This is a genomic window from Brevundimonas sp. GW460-12-10-14-LB2 (genome assembly GCF_001636925.1).
Classification (GTDB): domain Bacteria; phylum Pseudomonadota; class Alphaproteobacteria; order Caulobacterales; family Caulobacteraceae; genus Brevundimonas; species Brevundimonas vesicularis.
The window spans coordinates 2,561,355-2,580,860 of record NZ_CP015511.1; the positions used below are offsets into that span (position 1 = coordinate 2,561,355).

18 protein-coding genes and 1 tRNA gene are annotated in these 19,506 nt (G+C 67.6%); 11 read left to right on the forward strand and 8 right to left on the reverse strand.

Features of this window, described 5'->3' with window-relative positions; translation table 11 throughout:
- The first annotated feature begins 7 nt into the window (after positions 1-7).
- Positions 8-1,381 carry an NAD-dependent succinate-semialdehyde dehydrogenase gene (locus A4249_RS12765; protein WP_066553176.1) on the forward strand — a complete coding sequence of 458 codons (1,374 nt, stop codon included), beginning with the start codon at positions 8-10 and terminating at the stop codon, positions 1,379-1,381.
- 77 nt (positions 1,382-1,458) lie between these two features.
- Here A4249_RS12765 and acnA read toward each other — a convergent pair whose 3' ends face one another.
- Complete coding sequence (gene acnA, locus A4249_RS12770; RefSeq protein ID WP_066553178.1) at positions 1,459-4,185, reverse strand: aconitate hydratase AcnA; 2,727 nt, start codon at positions 4,183-4,185, stop codon at positions 1,459-1,461.
- 208 nt (positions 4,186-4,393) lie between these two features.
- On the opposite strand from acnA, the gene ccmA reads away from it, so the two are divergent.
- The 6 genes from ccmA to A4249_RS12800 are packed head-to-tail and all read left to right on the forward strand — an operon-like array spanning position 4,394 to position 7,587.
- Entirely contained in the window at positions 4,394-5,017 is a 624-nt protein-coding gene (gene ccmA / locus A4249_RS12775) for a heme ABC exporter ATP-binding protein CcmA (RefSeq protein WP_066553181.1), read from the forward strand.
- Positions 5,014-5,724 (forward strand): heme exporter protein CcmB, encoded by a 711-nt coding sequence (ccmB, locus tag A4249_RS12780; protein WP_156494716.1) that lies wholly within the window; start codon positions 5,014-5,016, stop codon positions 5,722-5,724. The genes ccmA and ccmB overlap by 4 nt, the downstream gene beginning before the upstream one ends.
- Positions 5,725-5,763: 39 nt before the next feature.
- Positions 5,764-6,483, forward strand: a complete 720-nt coding sequence (locus A4249_RS12785) for a heme ABC transporter permease (RefSeq protein WP_066553183.1) — start codon at positions 5,764-5,766, stop codon at positions 6,481-6,483.
- 4 nt (positions 6,484-6,487) lie between these two features.
- On the forward strand, positions 6,488-6,706 hold the full coding sequence (gene ccmD, locus A4249_RS12790) for a heme exporter protein CcmD (protein WP_066553186.1): 219 nt from the start codon (positions 6,488-6,490) through the stop codon (positions 6,704-6,706).
- Positions 6,703-7,263: a DsbE family thiol:disulfide interchange protein gene (locus A4249_RS12795; RefSeq protein WP_066553188.1), complete on the forward strand. Its 561-nt coding sequence runs from the start codon at positions 6,703-6,705 to the stop codon at positions 7,261-7,263. The genes ccmD and A4249_RS12795 overlap by 4 nt, the downstream gene beginning before the upstream one ends.
- A 45-nt stretch (positions 7,264-7,308) precedes the next feature.
- A complete protein-coding gene (locus A4249_RS12800) occupies positions 7,309-7,587 on the forward strand; it encodes a hypothetical protein (protein WP_066553196.1) in 279 nt (92 codons plus the stop codon).
- On the opposite strand, the gene A4249_RS12805 is transcribed toward A4249_RS12800, so the two are convergent.
- The 3 genes from A4249_RS12805 to A4249_RS16365 all read right to left on the reverse strand — a co-directional run bounded on the left by A4249_RS12805 (position 7,588) and on the right by A4249_RS16365 (position 10,318).
- A complete protein-coding gene (locus tag A4249_RS12805) occupies positions 7,588-8,343 on the reverse strand; it encodes a M48 family metallopeptidase (protein WP_066555174.1) in 756 nt (251 codons plus the stop codon). It lies immediately after the preceding gene.
- Positions 8,344-8,411: 68 nt separating this feature from the next.
- A complete protein-coding gene (locus A4249_RS12810; protein ID WP_066553198.1) occupies positions 8,412-9,950 on the reverse strand; it encodes a cryptochrome/photolyase family protein in 1,539 nt (512 codons plus the stop codon).
- Positions 9,893-10,318 carry a thiol-disulfide oxidoreductase DCC family protein gene (locus A4249_RS16365; protein WP_082854156.1) on the reverse strand — a complete coding sequence of 142 codons (426 nt, stop codon included), beginning with the start codon at positions 10,316-10,318 and terminating at the stop codon, positions 9,893-9,895. The genes A4249_RS12810 and A4249_RS16365 overlap by 58 nt, the downstream gene beginning before the upstream one ends.
- Positions 10,319-10,413: 95 nt before the next feature.
- Between A4249_RS16365 and A4249_RS12815 the strand changes: the two genes are divergently transcribed.
- Positions 10,414-10,878, forward strand: coding sequence for a DUF3429 domain-containing protein (locus tag A4249_RS12815; RefSeq protein WP_066553200.1), 465 nt, complete (start codon positions 10,414-10,416; stop codon positions 10,876-10,878).
- Between the two features lie 74 nt (positions 10,879-10,952).
- On the opposite strand, the gene A4249_RS12820 is transcribed toward A4249_RS12815, so the two are convergent.
- Positions 10,953-11,027, reverse strand: a tRNA-Gly gene (locus A4249_RS12820).
- Between the two features lie 118 nt (positions 11,028-11,145).
- Positions 11,146-11,928: an SDR family NAD(P)-dependent oxidoreductase gene (locus tag A4249_RS12825; protein ID WP_066553203.1), complete on the reverse strand. Its 783-nt coding sequence runs from the start codon at positions 11,926-11,928 to the stop codon at positions 11,146-11,148.
- Positions 11,929-11,983: 55 nt separating this feature from the next.
- On the opposite strand from A4249_RS12825, the gene A4249_RS12830 reads away from it, so the two are divergent.
- Positions 11,984-12,382: a YkvA family protein gene (locus A4249_RS12830; RefSeq protein WP_066553206.1), complete on the forward strand. Its 399-nt coding sequence runs from the start codon at positions 11,984-11,986 to the stop codon at positions 12,380-12,382.
- A gap of 1 nt (position 12,383) precedes the next feature.
- On the opposite strand, the gene A4249_RS12835 is transcribed toward A4249_RS12830, so the two are convergent.
- Positions 12,384-13,385, reverse strand: coding sequence for an NADPH:quinone oxidoreductase family protein (locus A4249_RS12835; protein WP_066553210.1), 1,002 nt, complete (start codon positions 13,383-13,385; stop codon positions 12,384-12,386).
- Positions 13,386-13,529: 144 nt separating this feature from the next.
- On the opposite strand from A4249_RS12835, the gene A4249_RS12840 reads away from it, so the two are divergent.
- Positions 13,530-14,399 (forward strand): isoaspartyl peptidase/L-asparaginase family protein, encoded by an 870-nt coding sequence (locus A4249_RS12840; RefSeq protein ID WP_066553213.1) that lies wholly within the window; start codon positions 13,530-13,532, stop codon positions 14,397-14,399.
- Here A4249_RS12840 and A4249_RS12845 read toward each other — a convergent pair.
- Positions 14,396-16,117 carry an ATP-binding protein gene (locus tag A4249_RS12845; protein WP_066553215.1) on the reverse strand — a complete coding sequence of 574 codons (1,722 nt, stop codon included), beginning with the start codon at positions 16,115-16,117 and terminating at the stop codon, positions 14,396-14,398. The two genes, A4249_RS12840 and A4249_RS12845, sit on opposite strands and share 4 nt — an antisense overlap.
- Before the next feature lie 247 nt (positions 16,118-16,364).
- On the opposite strand from A4249_RS12845, the gene A4249_RS12850 reads away from it, so the two are divergent.
- Entirely contained in the window at positions 16,365-19,229 is a 2,865-nt protein-coding gene (locus A4249_RS12850; protein ID WP_066553217.1) for a M16 family metallopeptidase, read from the forward strand.
- The last annotated feature ends 277 nt before the right edge of the window (positions 19,230-19,506 follow it).

Below are 19,506 nucleotides of genomic sequence, written 5' to 3' on the forward strand. Positions count from 1 at the left end.
ACGCCCCATGGCCTACCGCACCCTCAATCCCTTCACCGAACAGCTGGTCGAGGACTATCCGGAACACACCGACGACGCCGTCGAGGCCGCCCTGGCAAAAGCCGACGGGCTGTTCCATTCGGATTGGTCCAAGGGCGACATCCAGCCGCGCCTGGCCGTGCTGAAATCCCTGTCGGGCCTTCTGACCGAAAACCGAGACGACCTGGCCCGCACCATGGCCGAGGAGATGGGCAAGCCCCTGGCTCAGGGGCAGGGCGAGATCGATCTGTGCGCCGGCATCGCCGCCTACTACGCCGAGAAGGCCGCCGACTTTCTCAAGCCCGAAAAGATCGACAGCGAACTGGGCGAGGCCTGGGTCGAGTTTCACCCGATCGGCGTGCTGCTGGCGGTCGAGCCGTGGAACTTCCCGATCTATCAGCTGATCCGCGTCGTCGCGCCAGCCATCGCGGTCGGCAATCCCGTACTCTACAAGCACGCGGGCATCGTGCCCCGCTGCGCCGCCCGGTTCGCCGAACTGGTGCGCGAGGCCGGCGCCCCTGAAGGCTTTGTCGCCAACCTCTACATCTCATCCGAAAAGGTCGCCGAACTGATCGGCGACGACCGCATCCAGGGCGTAGCCCTGACGGGTTCCGAGGGCGCCGGCGCCAAGGTCTCGGCCCGCGCCTCCGAAATGCTGAAGAAGTCCACGCTGGAATTGGGCGGCAGCGATGTCTTCGTGGTGCTGGACGACGCCGACATCGAAAAGGCGGTCGCGGCGGGCGTCGAAGGCCGCCTCTCTAACGCCGGACAGGTCTGCACCGGCTCCAAACGCTTCATAGTCCAGAAGTCGGTCTCCGACGCCTTCATCACCGGCTTCGTCGAGGGCATGAAGACCGCCGTCATGGGCGACCCGCTGGACGAGGCCACCGACCTAGGTCCGCTGTCGTCCGAGGATGCGCTGAAGACCCTGACCAAACAGGTGGACGAGGCGATCCAGCACGGCGCCAAGGCGGTGACCGGCGGCAAGCCCGCCGATCGCACCGGCTTCTTCTACGAGCCGACCGTCCTGACGGACGTCGCGCGCGACAACCCGGCCTTCTATCAGGAGTTCTTCGGCCCCGTAGCCCAGGTCTTCGTGGTCGAGGACGACGACGCGGTCGTGGCCCTGGCCAACGATTCCCACTTCGGCCTGGGCGGCTCGATCTTCTCGGGCGACACCGACCGCGCCCGCAAACTGGCCTCTCGCATCGAGACCGGCATGGTCTTCATCAACACCACCACGACCTCCATGCCCGAACTGCCGTTCGGCGGCGTCAAACGCTCGGGCTTCGGCCGCGAGCTGGGCGATGTGGGCATCAAGGAGTTCGTGAACCGCAAGCTGGTGGTCGTCAGCGCCGACTGACCACCGCCTTTCGGCAAACGGAAAAGGGCCGGCGGATCGCTCCGCCGGCCCTCTTTCTTGTCTGGACGAACCGCGACCTATTCGGCGGCGATCGGCGCTTCGGTTTCCGGGCCGCGCGCCAGGTTGCGCAGCACATAGGGCATGACGCCGCCGGCCAGCAGATAGTCCAGCTCGGTCTGGTTATCGATCCGGCAGCGGACCGGGAAGCGGGCCATCTTGCCGTCCGACGGGCGGAACAGCTCGACCCACAGGTCCTGACGCGGCTTCAGCTTGCCGATGTTGGCGTCCGACAGGCCGCGGATCGTGACGATCTCTTCGCCCGTCAGCCCCAGCTTCAGCCAGCCGTCCTGCTTGAACTGCAGCGGCACGACGCCCATCCCGACCAGATTCGAACGGTGGATGCGCTCGAAGCTTTCGGCGATGACGGCGCGAACGCCCAGCAGACGCGTGCCCTTCGCCGCCCAGTCGCGCGACGAGCCGGTGCCGTATTCCTTGCCGGCGAAGACGACCAGCGGGCGACCTTCCGACTGATACCGCATGGCCGCGTCGTAGATCGACATGGTGTCGCCCGACGGGAAGTGCTTGGTCACGCCGCCTTCGATCTCGGGCGTGATGCGGTTCTTGATGCGGATGTTGGCGAAGGTGCCGCGCATCATGACTTCGTGGTTGCCGCGACGGGCGCCGTAGCTGTTGAACTCGGCCGCCTCGACGCCGTGGTTGGTCAGATAGACGCCGGCGGGCGAGGTCTTCTTGATCGAACCGGCCGGGCTGATGTGGTCGGTGGTGATCGAGTCGCCGAAGATGGCCAGAACGCGGGCCTCGACCACGTCCTGAACCGGGGTCAGGTCCATCGACAGACCGTCGAAATAGGGCGGGTTGGCGACGTAGGTCGAGCTGTCGTCCCACTCATAGGTCTGACCGCCGGTGACCTTGATGGCCTGCCAGTGCTTGTCGCCCTTGAACACGTCCTTGTAGCGCTTGGCGAACATGGCCGGGGTGACGGACTTGCGCTGGATGTCGGCGATTTCCTGCGTGGTCGGCCAGACGTCCTTCAGGAAGACGTCGTTGCCCTTCTTGTCCTGACCGATCGGGTCCTTGGTGATGTCGATCCGCATCGAGCCGGCGATGGCGTAGGCCACGACCAGCGGCGGCGAGGCCAGATAGTTGGCCTGGACGTCGGGGTTCACGCGACCTTCGAAGTTGCGGTTGCCCGACAGGACCGAGGTCGCGACAAGGGCGTTGTCGTTGATTGCCTTGGAGATGGCCGGATCCAGCGGACCCGAGTTGCCGATGCAGGTGGTGCAGCCATAGCCGACCAGGTTGAAGCCCAGGGCGTCCAGATCCTTCTGCAGACCGGCGTCGGTCAGATAGTCGGTCACGACCTGCGAGCCGGGGGCCAGCGAGGTCTTGACCCAGGGCTTGGCCTTCAGGCCCAGCGCATTGGCCTTGCGCGCCACCAGACCCGCGGCGATCAGCACCGACGGGTTGGAGGTGTTGGTGCAAGAGGTGATGGCCGCGATGACCACATCGCCGTCGCCGACGGTGAACTTCTGGCCATCCACCGAGACACGCTCGGCGTCGGACGGACGGGCGAAGACGTCGGTTAGGGCGGTTTCGAACGCCGGAGCGGCGGTGGTCAGTTCGACGCGGTCCTGCGGACGCTTCGGACCCGCCAGCGACGGCACGACGGTCGAGATGTCCAGTTCCAGCACGTCGGTGAAGACCGGGTCTTCCGAATTCTCGTCGATCCACAGGCCCTGGGCCTTGGCGTAGGCTTCGACCAGGGCGACGCGCGCCTTGTCGCGGCCCGTGGCGGTCAGATAGCCGATGGTGGCGGCCGAGACGGGGAAGAAGCCGCAGGTGGCGCCGTATTCCGGAGCCATGTTGGCGATGGTTGCTTGGTCCTCGATGGTCATGTTCGGCAGGGCGTCGCCGAAGAACTCGACGAACTTGCCGACCACGCCCTTCTTGCGCAGCATCTGGGTGACGGTCAGCACCAGGTCGGTCGCCGTCGTGCCTTCGGGCATCGCGCCCGTCAGCTTGAAGCCGATGACCTCGGGGATCAGCATCGGGATCGGCTGGCCCAGCATGGCCGCCTCGGCCTCGATGCCGCCGACGCCCCAGCCCAAGACGGCCAGGCCGTTGATCATGGTGGTGTGGCTGTCGGTGCCGACGACGGTGTCGGGATAGGCGACGGTCTTCTTGCCTTCGTCCAGGGTCCAGACGGTCTGGGCCAGGTTCTCCAGGTTCACCTGGTGGCAGATGCCGGTACCGGGCGGCACGACGCGGAAGTTGTTGAAGGCCGACGAACCCCAGCGCAGGAAGTTGTAGCGTTCGATGTTGCGCTCGTATTCGCGCTCGACGTTCTGGCCGAAGGCTTTCGACGTGCCGAAGTTGTCGACCATGACGGAGTGGTCGATGACCAGATCGACCGGCACCAGCGGGTTGATCTTGGCGGCGTCGGCGCCCAGGGCGCTCATGGCGTCGCGCATGGCGGCCAGATCGACCACGGCGGGAACGCCGGTGAAGTCCTGCATCAGAACGCGGGCCGGACGGAAGGCGATCTCGTGCTCGACCGAGCCCTTGTTCTCGACCCAGGCGGCGACGGCCTTCAGGTCGTCTTCGGTGACGGAAACGCCGTCCTCGTTACGCAGCAGGTTCTCCAGCAGCACCTTCATCGAGCGCGGCAGGCGGGAAATCCCGGTCAGACCGGCTTCCTCGGCGGCGGGAAGGCTGTAATAGGCGTATTTCTTACGCCCGACGGAAAGGTCCTGGCGGGTCTTGAAGCTGTCGATCGACGGCATGGAGAGTTCCTCTGGTCAGCGCCGCCCGACAATCCGGTTGCGCCTTCGCGCGGCAGACGCAGCGGCTCACAGGGCCCCTGCGCGCGCGGCGAAAGCCTGCTGCGGCGACCGTGCCTATAGCCCCGCCACGCCGCACCGTCCATGTGTCCACACCCCTGACGTGGACATTGAGAAGGGTTCGCAGATTTGGCGCGGCGGGTGAAACGCGATGATCCACACCCTCACCCTCGCCGGCCTGACCGTCTCACGCGGCGAGCGCAGACTGTTCGACGGCCTCGACCTGACCTTGCGCGCCGGCGAGGTGCTGGCCCTGACGGGCGCAAACGGGGCGGGCAAGACCAGCTTGCTGCGCGCGATCGCGGGCCTGTTGCGGCCAGACGCCGGGACGGTCGCCTTCCAGGACGGCGACGGCAATCGGCTTGACGAGCGGCAGGCGCGTGGACGCGAAACCCATTTTCTCGGCCATCTGGACGGGCTGAAAGGCGGCCGCACGGCGCGCGAAGAGCTGAGGTTTCAATGTGACTGGCTGGGCCACACCCAGTACGGCGTCGACCACGCCGTGGAGGCCTTCGGCCTGAAGCCCCTGCTGGACCTGGAGGTCCGGCGTCTTTCGGCCGGTCAGCGCCGTCGCCTGGCCATGGGCCGGCTGGTTGGATCGCCGCGCGCCCTGTGGCTGCTGGACGAGCCGATGGCGCCGCTGGACGCCCGCTGGCGCGAAGCCTTCGCGGAGCAGATGCAGCGTCATCTGGACGCCGACGGCCTGATCGTCGCCGCCGTCCACGACCCCCTGCCGCTGGCGACCCGCTCTCTCGATCTGGGGGCGCTGAAGTGAGCCGCCGCGATGTCGATCAGGAACCCCGTCCGCCCGGCCTGCGCGGCGCGACGCGCGTTCTGCTGGAGCGCGAACTGGATCTGGCCTGGGGCGGGGGCGGCGGCCCCTTACTGGCCTGCGGCTTCTTCGCCTGTCTGACCGCCATACTGCCGCTGGCGGCCGGCGGCGATCCGCGCACGCTCGGCCCTGTCGCCGGCGGCGTCGCCTGGTTGGCGCTCGCCCTGGCGTCCCTGCTGTCGCTGGAGCGGCTGTTTGAGCGCGACATGGAGGACGGGGCGCTGGATCTGCTGGCTCTCGGCCATCTGGCGCTGGAGCAGGTCGTCTTGATCAAGGCCCTGGCCCAGTGGATCGCCGTCGGTCTGCCGCTTGCCCTGACCGCCCCCGTCGCCGCCCTGGCGCTTGGCCTGCCCGCGTCGCTGACGCCTCTGGTCGCACTGACCGCCCTGATCGGCGGCGCAGGCTTCGCCTTCACCGGGGCGCTGGGCGCCGCCCTTGCGCTGGGCGCCAAGCGTGGCGGGCTGCTGATCGCCGTCGTCGTCCTGCCGCTCTTTATTCCCCCCGTCGTCTTCGGCGCCGGCGCCCTGGAGCGCGCGGGATCAGGCCAGCCGGTCGGCCCGGCATTGGCGTTGCTGTGCGCCTACGTGCTGTTCGCCGCCATCGTCGCCCCCTTCGCCGGGGCCGCCGCCGTTCGCAACGCGCAAGGGTGAGCTTGCCCGCCGTCCATTCGTTGCGTAAGCGCTGAACCGATGTTCGGCCTGTCCAATCCGCAGCGCTTCATGGCCTTCACCGGCCCGTTGACGCCCGTTCTGTGGGGGCTCGCCGCCGTGCTGCTGGGCGTCGGCGCCTGGCTCAGCTTCACCGTTCCGGCCGATTATCAGCAGGGCGACACGGTGCGGATCATGTTCGTCCATGTCCCCGCCGCCACCCTGGGCCTGGGCGCCTATGCGGCGCTGGGCGTGTCCAGCTTCTTTGCGCTGATCTTCCGTCACGCCCTGGCCGACGCCGCCGCCCGCGCCGCCGCCCTGCCGGGCGCCGCCTTCACGGCCCTGGCCCTGTTCACCGGCTCGCTGTGGGGCCAGCCGATGTGGGGGACCTGGTGGGTGTGGGACGCGCGCCTGACCAGCGTGCTGGTGCTGTTTCTCTTCTATCTCGGCTATATGGCGCTGAGAGCCTCGATCGACGACGAGCAGAAGGCCGGGCGCGCCGCCGCCGTCTTGGGTTTGGTCGGCCTGATCAATCTGCCGATCGTGAAGTTTTCGGTCGACTGGTGGAACACTCTGCACCAGCCCGCCAGCTTCCTGACGCCTGGCTCCTCGGGCCTCGACCCCGTCTATCTGCCGCCCTTCCTGACCATGCTGGCGGCCTACGGGATGCTGTTCGCGGCCCTGTGGCTGACCGCCATTCGCACCGAGATCCGCCGCCGCCGCGTCATGACCCTGCGCGCTCGGCTGGCTCAGGAGGCCTGAAGCCATGCTCGACCTCGACATGACCCCCTACGCCACCTTCGTCTGGCCCGCCTGGGGCGTCAGCGCCCTGGTCCTGACCGCCCTGACCGTCCGCGCCGTCGTCGCCTCCCGCAGATGGAAGCGCGAACTGGCCCGGCTTGAGGCAGACCAAGGCACACACCCAGAAGCAGCGGACACCAACCGCCCTCAAGCAGCGCGAAGCGCGTTAGGACAAGAGAAATGAACCGCTGGCTGGCCCTGATCCCGCTGGCGGTCCTCGCGGCGCTGGCGGCCTTGTTCGTCGGGTGGTCGCTGAAGCGCGATCCGGCTTTCAAGCCCGACGCCCTGGTCGGCCAGACCATCCCCGAGACGGTCCTGCCCCTGCTGTCAGGCGACCAGGCGGGACCGGGCAATCTGGACCTGAAGACCGCCGGCGTCGGCCGGCCCATGCTGGTCAATGTGTTCGCCTCCTGGTGCGCGCCGTGCCGGATCGAACACCCCAAGCTGCTGGCGCTGAAGGCGCGCGGCGTCGCCGTGGTCGGCATCGCCTACAAGGACGAGCCGGTCGCCACTCGCGCCTTCCTCGACGAACTGGGCGATCCCTATTCGATGGTGCTGGTGGACCGCGAGGGTCGCGCGGGCCTCGACCTCGGCATCTCCGGCGTGCCCGAGACCTTCGCCGTCGACGCCATGGGGCGCATCACGGCCAAACAGTCCGGCCCCCTGCTAGACGACGCCGACATCGACCGGCTGGTCGCCTCCATGCAGGCCTCGCCCCGTCCCGCGCCGACCAAGCGCTGAGGCCGCGTTAACCCTTTTTCGAGGGTTTCCGTTAACCATGTCGGCATGAGCGCGATTCGTCCCGGCCTGCCGCTGAACACGCCCGCCCAGGGCCTTGATCTGCCGAGCGCCCGCAGCGCTCAGGCCGCCTTCTTCCGCGCTGCCCTGAACCAGAACGCGGTGGAGCAGACTGCTGCGCCCAAGCCGCCTGTCCCGGCCGCCGCCGTCATGTCCACGATCCGAACCGCCAACCCGGCCCGGCCGGTGGAGGCGCCCCCCGCCCCGGCCCAGCGCGAGGAGCCGCGGATCATGCGCCCCGGCTCCTACCTCGACATCCGGGTCTGATCAGTTCCAGCCGCGACTGGCGATATATTGCTGCAACGCCTCGATCCGGGTCGCATCCGACGGGTGGGTCGAAGCGAACTGCGGCGTCTGCGTCTGACGCTGCGCCGCCATAAGTCGCCATAGCGCCACCGCCTGCGACGGCTTGAACCCGGCGACGGCCATATAGTCCACGCCCAGACGGTCGGCCTCCAGCTCGTCGCGCCGCGAATAGGGCAGCAGCAGCCCGTATTGGGCGGCCAAACCGCCATAAGCGTTGACCGCATCGCCATAGCGACCCGCCGCCCCGCCGACAGCCGCCAGACCGACGCTGGTCACCGTCTGGTTCGAGGCGCGCTCGGCCGCATGGTTGGCGACGACGTGCCCGATTTCGTGACCGATCACGCTGGCCAGCTGGTCGTCATTCTGTACCAGGGCCAACAGGCTGGTCGTCACGCCGATCTGGCCGGACGGCAGGACGAAGGCGTTGGGGCTGGCCTCCGTGAACACCGCATAGTCCCATGTCCGACCGCCCAGACCCGCCGCCTGGACCAGACGGTCGCCGACGCGCCGGATTCGGTCGACCTGGGCGCCGGTCGTCATCACGCCTGGCTTGGCGATAGCCTCTCGCCAGGCCGCGGTCGATTGCTGCGACAGGGCGGCGTTGTCCACTAACAGCAACTGATTGCGGCCCAGGGCTTCGTTATAGGCGCAGGCGGACAGGGCCGAGGCCGCGACGGCGGCGGCCAGGACAAGGGCGGAACGGCGGGGCAGGATCACGGGGGCGGCCTCCTCGAGCAGGACGAAACAGCAAGGCAAATGGTCGCGCTGCGCCTGTGGTTCCACGGTCAATTGATCGGCGTCGCGCCCAACAGGGTCCGGCACGCCTCCGCCTCGGCCGCCAAGGCCTTGCGCTTGGCCTCTCCGAACTTCTCCAGCGTGCGGTAGGGCATGGCCAGCCGCACATTGTCCCGCAGCCGGCCGCGATTGCGCTCCAGAAAGCCCCAGTACAGCCGGTTGAACGGACAGGCCGCGTCGCCGCTTTTGCTCTTCACGTCATAGCGACACGCCCCGCAATAGTCGCTCATCCGGTCGATATAGGCCCCCGACGCGGCATACGGCTTGGACCCCACGATGCCGCCATCGGCGAACAGGGCCATGCCGCGCGTATTGGGCATCTCGACCCATTCATAGGCGTCGGCATAGACGCACATGTACCAGTCATCGACCTGATCGGGATGCACGCCCAGCAGCAAGGCCAGATTGCCGGTCACCATCAGCCGCTGGATATGGTGGGCGTAGGCGTTGTCGCGCGTGGTCTCCACCACCTCGGCGACACAGGCCATGTCGGTCTCACCGGACCAGTAGAACCAGGGCAGCTTGCGGTCCGCATCCAGAAAGTTGCGCGCCCGATACTCCGGCGCCTTCAGCCAGTAGATGCCGCGCACGAACTCGCGCCATCCCAGGATTTGCCGGATGAAGCCTTCGACCGCATTCATCGGCGCCTTGCCCGCCCGATAGACCGCCTCGGCGCGCTTGCAGACGTCTAGCGGGTCCAGCAGGCCCAGGTTGATCGACGTCGAGATCAGCCCATGCCACATCCAGGGCTGATTCTCCGCCATCGCGTCCTGCCAGTCCCCGAACGACGGCAGGACGTCCTTCAGGAAATGCTTCAGCGAGGCTTCCGCCTCCTGCGCCGTCGTGGCCCAGCCGAACCCGTCCAGCGATCCGAAATGGTCGCCGAACAGCCGCTCGACATCCGCCATCGCCTCGCGCGCCACGGCGTTGGGCGGAATGCGCAGGCGATCGGGCGGCGTCACGCCCTTGGCCAGCTTCTTGCGGTTCTCGGCGTCATAGTTCCAACGCCCGCCCTCCGGCTGATCGCCGTCCATCAGTATGCCCGTCGCGCGGCGCATCTCGCGATAGAAGAACTCCATGCGCAGCTGCGACTTGCCCGAGGCCCAGCGGCGAAAACGGTCGTGGCTGCTGATGAAGCGGCGATCCTCGCGAATCTCGACCGGCAGCTCCGCCCCTTCCGCAAAGGCGGCCAGATGCTCGGCCAGCCGCCACTCGCCGCATTCGGTCATCACCACCGTTTCATAAGCGCCGTCGTCCAGAGCCCGGGCCAGTTCGCCGGTGATGGAGCCGCTGTTGTCCGAATCGTCAATCCGCACATAGCGCACCTTGACGCCCCGCCCCTTCAGCCGCTCGGCGTGATTGCGCATGGCGGCGAACACCAGGGCCAGCTTCTGCTTGTGATGCCGGACATAGGTCGCCTCGTCGCGAACCTCGGCCATCAGAACCGTGTCGACGTCCGGGTTCAGATCCTTCAGCGCCGACAGGTCGTCCGACAACTGATCGCCCAGCACCAGCCTAAGCACGGACATGCGTTATTTCCATCACGGGCCCATTTGCGAGCGAGAGACTGAAATCGAGGACGCAGGCGCAGAAACACCCGATACCCACCCTCCAACGCCGCAAGGACCCAGGGGATGCGTGCGGCCAGGCCCAGGGGGCGCAACAGCGGTATGGCCCGCCACATCGCCGCAAAGGCCGCCGCGCCCGACAGCAGTCTTCCATTCTCCGTCGTGTGGAACCGCGCCAGCAGCGTCTCGCGATCCAGCGGGCAGCTTGTCTGTCCGTCCGACACATCCACGAATCGGATCACGCCGCGTCGATCCAGCCGCCGCATCAGGGCGATCTCGCGTCGGCACAAAGGACAGCCGCCATCGTACCAGACAAGCAAGGGAGTCATGACGATCGAAGGCTCTCGGCGACGGCGAACGGGCTCGCCATCCTATACGGCCGTCCTCTACAGTCTGGATCGCAACCCGCCTCGACAGGTGTCCGATGACGATTGAACCCACCGGCCGACATCGCTTGCCGCCGCTCGCCCGCATACTGGGTTTCGCCGGCCTGCTGCCCCAGGCGGCGGCGGTTGTCGTCCTTCTTGTAGGCGATGCCGACCAGCAGACCGCCGCCCTCGGCCTGGCCTACGCCTACGCCGCCCTGATCTTTAGCTTTCTGGGCGGCGTCTGGTGGGGACTGGCGGCCGCGACGGGCGTGAAGGCGCCCAAATGGGTCTGGACCGCCTCTGTGGCGCCCTCGCTTCTCGCGTTGGCGACCAGCGTCGTTTGGGCGGCGGGCCTCGACCCGGCCGTGTCGCTGGTCGTGCTGGGCGTCTTCATCGCCGCCAGCGTCCTGGTCGATCTGAAGCTGAAGGCGGCCGGTCTGACGCCCGAGGGCTGGCTGGCGCTGCGGGCGCCGCTGTCAATCGGTCTGGGCGTGCTGACGCTCGTCGCCGGACTGATCTGAAAATATCTTAGGCATCGGGCAAAAAATCGGGGCCTGCCGCAACCGACAGGCCCCTGATTTTACTCGTCTCGACTTGGAGCGGGCGAAGAGATTCGAACTCTCGACCCCAACCTTGGCAAGGTTGTGCTCTACCACTGAGCTACGCCCGCACTCCGTAGGAGCTAGGTGCGCTCCCCGTCGAGGAGGGGGCGTATAGCGGAGGGTTGATCGGTCCTGCAAGAGAGAATTTGCAAAAAGCGATCAAGTCCCGCTCACACCCCCCGCGCCTCAGCGCGGCGCCAGCCTGATGGCGCCGTCCAGACGGATGCATTCGCCGTTGATGTAGACGTTTCGCGCCAGTTCCAGCACCAGCGACGCATAGTCGGCCGGCGTGCCCAGGCGGCTGGGGAAGGGGATGGCGGCGGCCAGGGCGTCCTGGATCTTCTGATCCATGCCGGCCATCATCGGCGTCCACATGATGCCGGGCAGGATCGTGTTGCAGCGCACCCCTTCCTGAGCCAGATCACGCGCGATCGGCAGGGTCATCGCATAGACGCCGCCCTTGGACGCCGAATAGGCCGCCTGGCCGATCTGGCCGTCCTGCGCCGCTACCGAGGCTGTGTTGACGATCAGGCCGCGCTCGCCGTCCGCCATCGGCTCCAGCGTCACCATGCCCGCCGCCGACTGCGACAAAACGCGGAAGGTGCCGAACAGATTGACCCGCACGGTGCGCTCGAACTGGGCCATGTCGTGGGCCTTGATCTCGCCGGTGTCCTTCTTGCGCGAGACGGTCTTCTGGCCCGTGGCGATGCCGGCGCAGTTGACGGTCAAACGTTCCTGGCCATGGGCGGCGCGGGCCTTTTCAAAGGCGGCGGCGACCGAGGCGTCGTCGGTCACGTCCACCTGGCAGAAGACGCCCCCGATCTCAGCCGCGACAGCCTCGCCCTTTTCGGCGTTCAGGTCGAACAGGGCGACCTTGGCCCCCGTCGCCGCGATGGCGCGCGCGGTGCCTTCGCCCAGGCCCGAGGCGCCGCCGGTGACCACTGCGGCGATGGTGTTGTCGAGTTTCATCCTGATCGTTCCTATATTGTCGTGAACCTGAGTTTCGTTTGAGGATTTAGCGGCCATGACCGCCAAAGCCAAACCTGCCGATCCATCGGATGTCCTGGACCCGAAAAAGGCGCTCGTGCCGTCGGTGGTGAAGATCAACGAGGCGCGCGTGACCAAGGGCTTCTGGCCCAAGATTCAGCGCACGGCCGCCCGCATCCCCTTTGCGGACCAGGCCCTGGCCGCCTGGTACGCCGCGCGCGATCCGCAGACGCCGATGGCGGCCAAGGGCATGATCTTCGCGGGCCTGGCCTATTTCGTCATGCCGGTGGACGCCATTCCCGACATCTTCGCCGGCATCGGCTATACCGACGACGCGGCCGTCATCACCGCCCTGCTGGCCCTGGTCGGCGCCAACATCAAACGCCGCCACCGCGACAAGGCCGAGGACGCGGTGCAGCGGCTGAAGTCGAAATAACTCAGCTCTCGACCGTCACCACGATCTTGCCCAGAGCCTGACGGTCGCCCAAAGCCTTGATCGCCTCGCCGGCCTTTTCCAGCGGGAAGGTCTTTGACACGCGCGGCCTGATCTTGCCGTCCGCATACATCTGCATCAGTTCGGCCATGTTGGCGGCGTGGGCCTTGGGATCGCGCATCACCGCCGCGCCCCAGAAGACGCCGATCACCGACACCGACTTCAGCAGCGTCAGGTTCAGCGGCAGGGACGGAATGCCCGCCGGGAAGCCGACCACCAGATAGCGCCCGTTCCAGTCCATGGCCCGCAGCGCCGGATCGGCGTAATCGCCGCCGACCGCATCATAGACGACGTCCGCGCCGTCGCGGCCGGTCGCCAGCTTGAACTCACCCGACAACGCCTTCTGCGCCGCCTTGTCCATCGATCCCGACGGATAGATCAGGCCATTGTCGGCGCCCAGTTCAAGCGCGAACTCGACCTTGTCGTTGGTCGAGGCGGCGGCGACCACGCGCGCGCCCATAGCCTTGCCCAGTTCGACGGCGGCGGCGCCGACGCCCCCGGCCGCGCCCAGCACCAAGAGGGTTTCGCCCGCCTTCAGCTGCGCCCGGTCCTTCAGCGCATAGTAGCTTGTGCCATAGGTCATGATCAGGGCCGCCGCTTCTTGGAAGCTCATGGCGTCGGGGATGGAGATGACGGTCTCGGCCCGCACCGCCAGCCGTTCGACCAGCCCGCCCCAGCCCGGCACGGCGATGACGCGGTCGCCCTTGCGCACGCCCTTGACGCCCTCGCCCACCGCCTCGACCACGCCGGCGACCTCGGCGCCCGGCGAGAAGGGTCGCTCGGGCCGGAACTGGTATTTGTCCTCGATGATCAGGGTGTCGGGATAGTTGATCCCAACCGCCTTGACCTCAATGATTACCTCGCCCGTTTTGGGCGTCGGGTCGAGCACATCCTCCACGACCAGGGTTTCGGGGCCACCAAGCGTCTTGGACAGAACAGCGCGCATCAAAGTTTCCTTTCTTGGCCTATCGCGCTTTGCGCTGCTTGAGGCCGTTTTCCCTGGACCGACATGGCGCGGCCTTCATCGCGACGCTAAAGAGCGCCACGCCCGTTTGAAAGAGGCGATAAAGACAAGGCTCAGGAAGACGACATGACCGCCCTCATCCTCCACGGCGGCGCCGGCGCCCGGCGCGAACGCAACTACGACGCCGAGGTCGTGCATATGCGCGAGGTGGTCGAGGCCATGAAGGTTCGGCTGGAGTCGGGCGACAGCGCCCTGGACGTGGCCACCGCTGCCGTCGTCATGCTGGAGGATTCCGGTCTTTACGTCGCGGGCAAGGGCGCCTCGCCCAATCTGGCCGGCGCCTATGAGCTGGACGCCAGCATCATGGACGGATCGACCAAACGCGCAGGCGCCGTCGCCGCCCTGCAAGGCTTCCGCAACCCCGTCGTCGCCGCGCGCGCGGTGATGGAGAAGACGCCGCATATCATGCTGGCGGGCGACGGCGCGGCCCTGTTCGCCCACGACCAGGGGCTGGAGCTCATCGCCGACGAGGCCGCCTGGTTCACCGGCGCGGGCAAGGGTGAGGACAACCATCCACCCGGCACGCTCAGCCACGGCACTGTCGGCGCCTGCGTGCTGGACAGCCAGGGCCGTCTCGCCGCTGCCACCTCGACCGCCGGCGTCTTCGGCAAGATGCCAGGCCGCGTCGGCGACACTCCGATCCCCGCCGCCGGAACCTGGGCGGACGCCTACGCCGCGACCTCCTGCACCGGCCAGGGCGAATATTTCATCCGCGTCGCCGCCTCCGCCCAGGTCGCTTGGCGCGTCGCCGCCGGCCAGTCGCTGGCCGAGGCGACCCAGGCCGTCATCGATGAGATCGGTCAGATGGGCGGCGACGGCGGCATGATCGCCCTGGACGCCGCCGGAAACATCGCCGCCCCCTTCAACAGCCAGGGCATGAAGCACGCTTGGCTGACCCCCGCCGGCGAGATCGGCGTCCAGGTCTTCCGCGACTAGGTCTTTGCGGACATCACGTCGGAAATGGCGGTCAGCAGAACCTTTAGATCGACAGGCTTGCTGACCACCGCATCCATGCCCGCCGCCAGATAGCTCTCGACCTGCTCCACCATCGCATTGGCCGTCAGGGCGATGATCGGCGTGCGGACCAGCCCCTGGTCGGCCTCGCGTTGCCGGATCGTCCGTGTCGCCGTCGGACCGTCCATGTTCGGCATCTGCACATCCATCAGGATCAGATCCCAGTCGCGCGTTTGCGTCGCTTCGACCGCCTGAACTCCATCATCGACGATCTCGACCTCGATCCCGACCTGACCCAGAAGGCCTCGGATCACCTGCTGATTGACCGGGTGGTCCTCGGCGACCAGCACCCGCAGCGCCCGCTCCGGCTGGGCGTCCGGCGCATCCTCACCGGCCTGCACGGGCTGCGCTGGCGTCAGCGGCAGCGTGACGACGAAGGTCGCCCCTTCGCCCGCCTCGCTCTCCACCTTGATCCGGCCGCCCATCAGGTCCACCAGGGTCGCCACGATCGACAGGCCCAGCCCGGCCCCGTCGCGCCGGTCGACGGCCGCTGCCTCGATCTGGGCGAAGCGCGTAAAGAGCTGACCGATCTGGTCCGCCGGTATGCCCCGCCCGGTGTCCGACACGCGGAACACCGCCCCGGCGTCCGTCAGCGCGACCTCCAGCGCCACCTGCCCCTCGGCCGTGAACTTGATGGCGTTGGATAGCAGGTTGAAAAGGATCTGGCGCAGCCGGACCGCGTCGGCGCTGACCCAGCCCAGGCCCGGTGACACGACGTGGAAGGCCAGGCCCTTGCTTTCGGCCAAAGGCCTCAAGGTCTCTGTGACCTCGTGGACAAGAGCGTCCGCATCGATGGGCTGCGGCACGATCTCCAGCCGCCCCTCCTCGATCCGCGACAGGTCCAGAATCTGGTTGATCAGGTCCAGCAGGGTGTGGGCCGACCGGTCCAGGATCTCCAGTCGCGTCTTCTGCCGATCCTCCAGCGCGTCGCCCGCCATGATCTGCGCCATGCCGATGACGCCGTTCAGAGGGGTGCGAATTTCATGGCTCATATTGGCCAGGAAGCGGGACTTGGCGGCATTGGCCTCGTCCGCCTCCTGACGCGCGCATCGGGCGGCGTCGCGGTCCCGCACGGCCGCCTCATGCGCCGCCTGCACGTCCATCAGCAACGCCTTGTTGCGCTGGTCCGCCGCGAACAGATCGCACCACAAGGCGTGGGTCGCGCGCGAGATGATGAACAGGATCGTCGCCAGCATGACGAAGGCCGCCGCCACCGCCAGGCCGTGCGGCCCGATCAGCGAGGGATAGATGACCACCAGCACGGTCGCACAAATCGGCGCCGCCGCCAGCGCCAACAGCCGTGGCGCCGCGCTGAACTGAACGAAGGCCACACCGATCGACCAGACCTGGATCAGCACCACCACCAGCATCACATCGGCGCGGGGGTTCATCAGCCAGGCGACCAGCGGCCCCGACACCCCCAGGGCGAACCGGATCGCCACGATGGCTATCAGCAGCGGGGGCCAGCCCGCAACGGGCGCCTCAGCCTTCTGGTATCGTCTGACCCGCCCCTGCGCCCAGGCGTCGAACGCCATGCCGACGAGGGCGAACCCCAGCCCCACCCACGGCTGGCCGAGGGCCGCCAGGATCAGTCCGGCGGCCGCCCAGCTGCCGTAGAGCACGGCGGGCGGAGTAACCATATTTTGCAGGACAAAGGCCCAGACCGCGATCTTTTCGTCGGAGACAGAAGTCGCTTTCGCTCGTCTCGGCACGCGTCCTCGGCTTGGGTGGTCGCTGAGATGCGACCTATTGGCGAATAGAGCGCCGTCGGGGGTTTGTCCATGAACGACCCGCGCCTTATCCGGTTCATTACAGCTCGGTAAGGTGCAAGACGCCCAATCGCTGATACGGTCTCGGCGCCCGGCGTTCCGGGCTTCGGAGCCTCTCATGAAATCCCGCCTGATCGCCACAGCTGCCGCCTCGGCCCTCCTTCTCGGCCTCGCCGCCCCCGCCTTTGCAGAGGGCACCGCGCCCGCCGCAGCCGCCGTTCAATCGACCGGTCAGGCGCCGCAGGGCGTGACCGTGCCGCCGCTGGGCTTCACCAAGCGCGTTCTGTCGAACGGCCTGGAAGTCTATTCGGCGCGTGACGCCGACACCTCGAACGTCACGGTCCAGGTCTGGTACAAGGTGGGCTCCAAGGATGATCCGGCCGGCCGTTCGGGCTTCGCCCACCTGTTCGAACACCTGATGTTCAAATCGACCACCAACCTGCCGCCCGAGACCTTCGACCGGCTGACCGAGGACGTGGGCGGTTCCAACAACGCCTTCACCGCCGACGACACCACCGCCTATTTCGAGACTGTGCCCGCCAACCATCTGGAGCGGATGCTGTTCGCCGAGGCCGACCGCATGGGCTCGCTGGTCGTGGACGAACCGACGTTCGTCGCCGAGCGCGACGTGGTGAAGGAGGAATACCGCCAGCGGATTCTCGCAAACCCCTACGGCCGCCTGTTCGGCCTGTTCGTGCCCGAGACCATCTATCAGGACAGCCCCTATCGCCGTCCGGGCATCGGCTCGATCGAGGAGCTGGAGGCCTCGTCGCTGGAAGACGTTCGCCGCTTCCACGCCACCTATTATCGTCCCGACGCCGCCTATCTTATCGTGGCCGGCAACTTCGACCAGGCTCAACTGGACCGCTGGGTGGATCAGTATTTCGGCCCGCTGAAAAATCCGACCACGCCGATCCCGACCAACAATGTCGTCGAGCCCGAGCCGACGGGTCCGCGCAACGTTACCTACTATGCGCCGAACGTGCCGCTGCCGGCCGCCGTCGTCGCCTGGCCGACGGTGAAATACGCTGACGCCGACCGCGCCGCCCTGACCGTTCTGGACGGCATCCTGTCCACCGGCGAATCCAGCCGCCTGTATCGCTCGCTGGTCTATGACAAGCAGATCGCGGCCCAGATCGGCTCGACCCCCGACTTCTCGCAGCAGGCCGGCAATCTGTCCGCCCTGGCGATCATGGCCCAAGGTCACACGGCCGAGGAAGGCATCGCCGCCCTGAACGAAGAAATCGGCAAGCTGCGCGACACGCCTGTCAGCGCCGCTGAACTGGACGAGGCCAAGAACGAGATCGTCGCCAATACGCTGCGCAGCCGCGAAACGGTGGACGACCGCGCGACCGCCCTGGGCTTCTCGCTGATCAACACCGGCTCGGCCGCCGCCGCGGACGAAGAGGTCGCCCAGATCCAGGCCGTCACCGTCGCCGACATTCAGCGCGTCGCCCGCAAATATCTGACGCCGCAGCGCCAGTCGACGATCACCTTCCTGGCCGCCGACGATCAGAACCCCGCCTCGGTCCAGAAGATGAACGTGGACGCCCCCGTGAAGGTCGCCGACCTGGCCCCCGCCGGCCCGCCCGCCGTCCTCCTGCCCGAGGCGGAGCGCAAGCCCCTGCCTCAGCCGGGCGCCGAGGTCGCACCCGTGACGCCGACCGTCGCCGACTTCCGCCTGGACAACGGCCTGCGCGTCCTGGTCGCCCCGACCGACGGCGTGCCGCTGGTCTCGGCCCGCCTCAGCTTCGACGCCGGTTCGTCGGATGATCCGACGGGCAAGGCCGGCGTCGCCGCCATGACCGCCGCCCTTCTGACCCAGGGCACCAAGACCAAAACCGCGCCCGAAATCGCCACCCAGATCGAACAGCTGGGCGCCAGCGTGGGCGCATCAGCCGGGGTCGATTTCTCGAACGTCTACGCCAACGCGCCGTCGAACGCCTTCCCGGCGACCGTCGCCCTGATGGCCGATCTGGTGAAGAACCCGACCTTCGCCGGCGAAGAGCTTGAACGTCAGCAGGCCCAGACCCTGGACGGCCTGCGCGTCGCCCTCAGCCAGCCGGCGTCCATCGCCGGCATGACGGTCGGCCGCGTCATCTACGGCGACGCCCCCTATGGCGCGACGATCACTCAGCAGACGGTTCCGGCCATCACGGCGGCCGACGTCGCCGCCTTCCACGCCGCCCGCTATCGGCCGTCGGACGCGACCCTGGTCTTCTCGGGCGACATCACGCCGGCCGCCGCCCGCGCCCTGGCGCAACAGGCGTTCGGCGACTGGCGCCCAGCCGGCGCGGCCCCGGCCGCTGCGACCAATCCGGCCGGTCAACCCCTGGCGCCGCGCATCGTCGTGGTGAACCAGCCCGGCGCCGGTCAGGCCGCGGTCGTCGCCGCCGTTCGCGGCGTGTCGCGCACCGATGCGGACTTCTTCCCCCTGACGGTCGGCAACACCCTGCTGGGCGGCGGCTTCTCGTCGCGCCTGAACCAGGAAATCCGCATCAAGCGCGGTCTGTCCTACGGCGCCTCGTCGTCGCTGGGCGCACGGGCGGATGCGGGCCTGTTCACCGCCTCGACCCAGACCAAGAACGAGACCGCCGACGAGGTCGCCGATCTGATCCTGGCCGAGATCGCCAAGCTGGGAACCGAGACCCCGACCCAGGCCGATCTGGCCCCGCGCCGCGCCACCCTGATCGGCGGCTTCGGCCGCTCGCTGGAGACGGTGGACGGCCTGGGCGCCCTGGTCGCCAACCTGGCGCTCTATGATCTGCCGATGAGCGACCTCGCCGACTACGCCGGCCGGGTTCGCGCCGTCACGCCGGAACAGGTCGAGGCCGCCTTCGCCGAACACCTCCCGGTCAATCGCGCCAGTCTGGTCATCGTCGGCGACGGCTCGAAGTTCCTGGACGATCTGCGCGCCAAACACCCCAACCTCGAAGTCATCGAGGCCGGCGCCCTGAACCTGAACAGCGGATCGCTGGAGTAAGGCCGGATCGGCAAGCCTCCTCCTTCCCCTGGCGGCGAAGGAGGGGGTCGGCCGCCAGCCGTCCTAGTTTCAGGATCGAAGTCGTCTCTTTTCAGGGACTTTCGGGCCGCCGTCGACAATCATCCATACGGGCTTCGATTGGGGATATGATCCATCCCCGATCTTTGACATCGCGATCTGCCCACGACGCGACCTTGGGTCTCAAGGCCGGGCCGACCTGCCTCGACAATTGCACCCGTGCAATGCGAGCGCAGATTTATCCCTGCGATTTCCGTCT

Coding starts and splice junctions, on each gene's coding strand:
- A4249_RS12765 (WP_066553176.1), top strand. CDS start 8: ATGGCCTACCGCACCCTCAATCCCTTCACCGAACAGCTGGTCGAGGAC.
- acnA (WP_066553178.1), bottom strand. CDS start 4,185: ATGCCGTCGATCGACAGCTTCAAGACCCGCCAGGACCTTTCCGTCGGG.
- ccmA (WP_066553181.1), top strand. CDS start 4,394: ATGATCCACACCCTCACCCTCGCCGGCCTGACCGTCTCACGCGGCGAG.
- A4249_RS12785 (WP_066553183.1), top strand. CDS start 5,764: ATGTTCGGCCTGTCCAATCCGCAGCGCTTCATGGCCTTCACCGGCCCG.
- ccmD (WP_066553186.1), top strand. CDS start 6,488: ATGCTCGACCTCGACATGACCCCCTACGCCACCTTCGTCTGGCCCGCC.
- A4249_RS12795 (WP_066553188.1), top strand. CDS start 6,703: ATGAACCGCTGGCTGGCCCTGATCCCGCTGGCGGTCCTCGCGGCGCTG.
- A4249_RS12800 (WP_066553196.1), top strand. CDS start 7,309: ATGAGCGCGATTCGTCCCGGCCTGCCGCTGAACACGCCCGCCCAGGGC.
- A4249_RS12810 (WP_066553198.1), bottom strand. CDS start 9,950: ATGTCCGTGCTTAGGCTGGTGCTGGGCGATCAGTTGTCGGACGACCTG.
- A4249_RS16365 (WP_082854156.1), bottom strand. CDS start 10,318: ATGACTCCCTTGCTTGTCTGGTACGATGGCGGCTGTCCTTTGTGCCGA.
- A4249_RS12815 (WP_066553200.1), top strand. CDS start 10,414: ATGACGATTGAACCCACCGGCCGACATCGCTTGCCGCCGCTCGCCCGC.
- A4249_RS12825 (WP_066553203.1), bottom strand. CDS start 11,928: ATGAAACTCGACAACACCATCGCCGCAGTGGTCACCGGCGGCGCCTCG.
- A4249_RS12830 (WP_066553206.1), top strand. CDS start 11,984: ATGACCGCCAAAGCCAAACCTGCCGATCCATCGGATGTCCTGGACCCG.
- A4249_RS12835 (WP_066553210.1), bottom strand. CDS start 13,385: ATGCGCGCTGTTCTGTCCAAGACGCTTGGTGGCCCCGAAACCCTGGTC.
- A4249_RS12840 (WP_066553213.1), top strand. CDS start 13,530: ATGACCGCCCTCATCCTCCACGGCGGCGCCGGCGCCCGGCGCGAACGC.
- A4249_RS12845 (WP_066553215.1), bottom strand. CDS start 16,117: ATGGTTACTCCGCCCGCCGTGCTCTACGGCAGCTGGGCGGCCGCCGGA.
- A4249_RS12850 (WP_066553217.1), top strand. CDS start 16,365: ATGAAATCCCGCCTGATCGCCACAGCTGCCGCCTCGGCCCTCCTTCTC.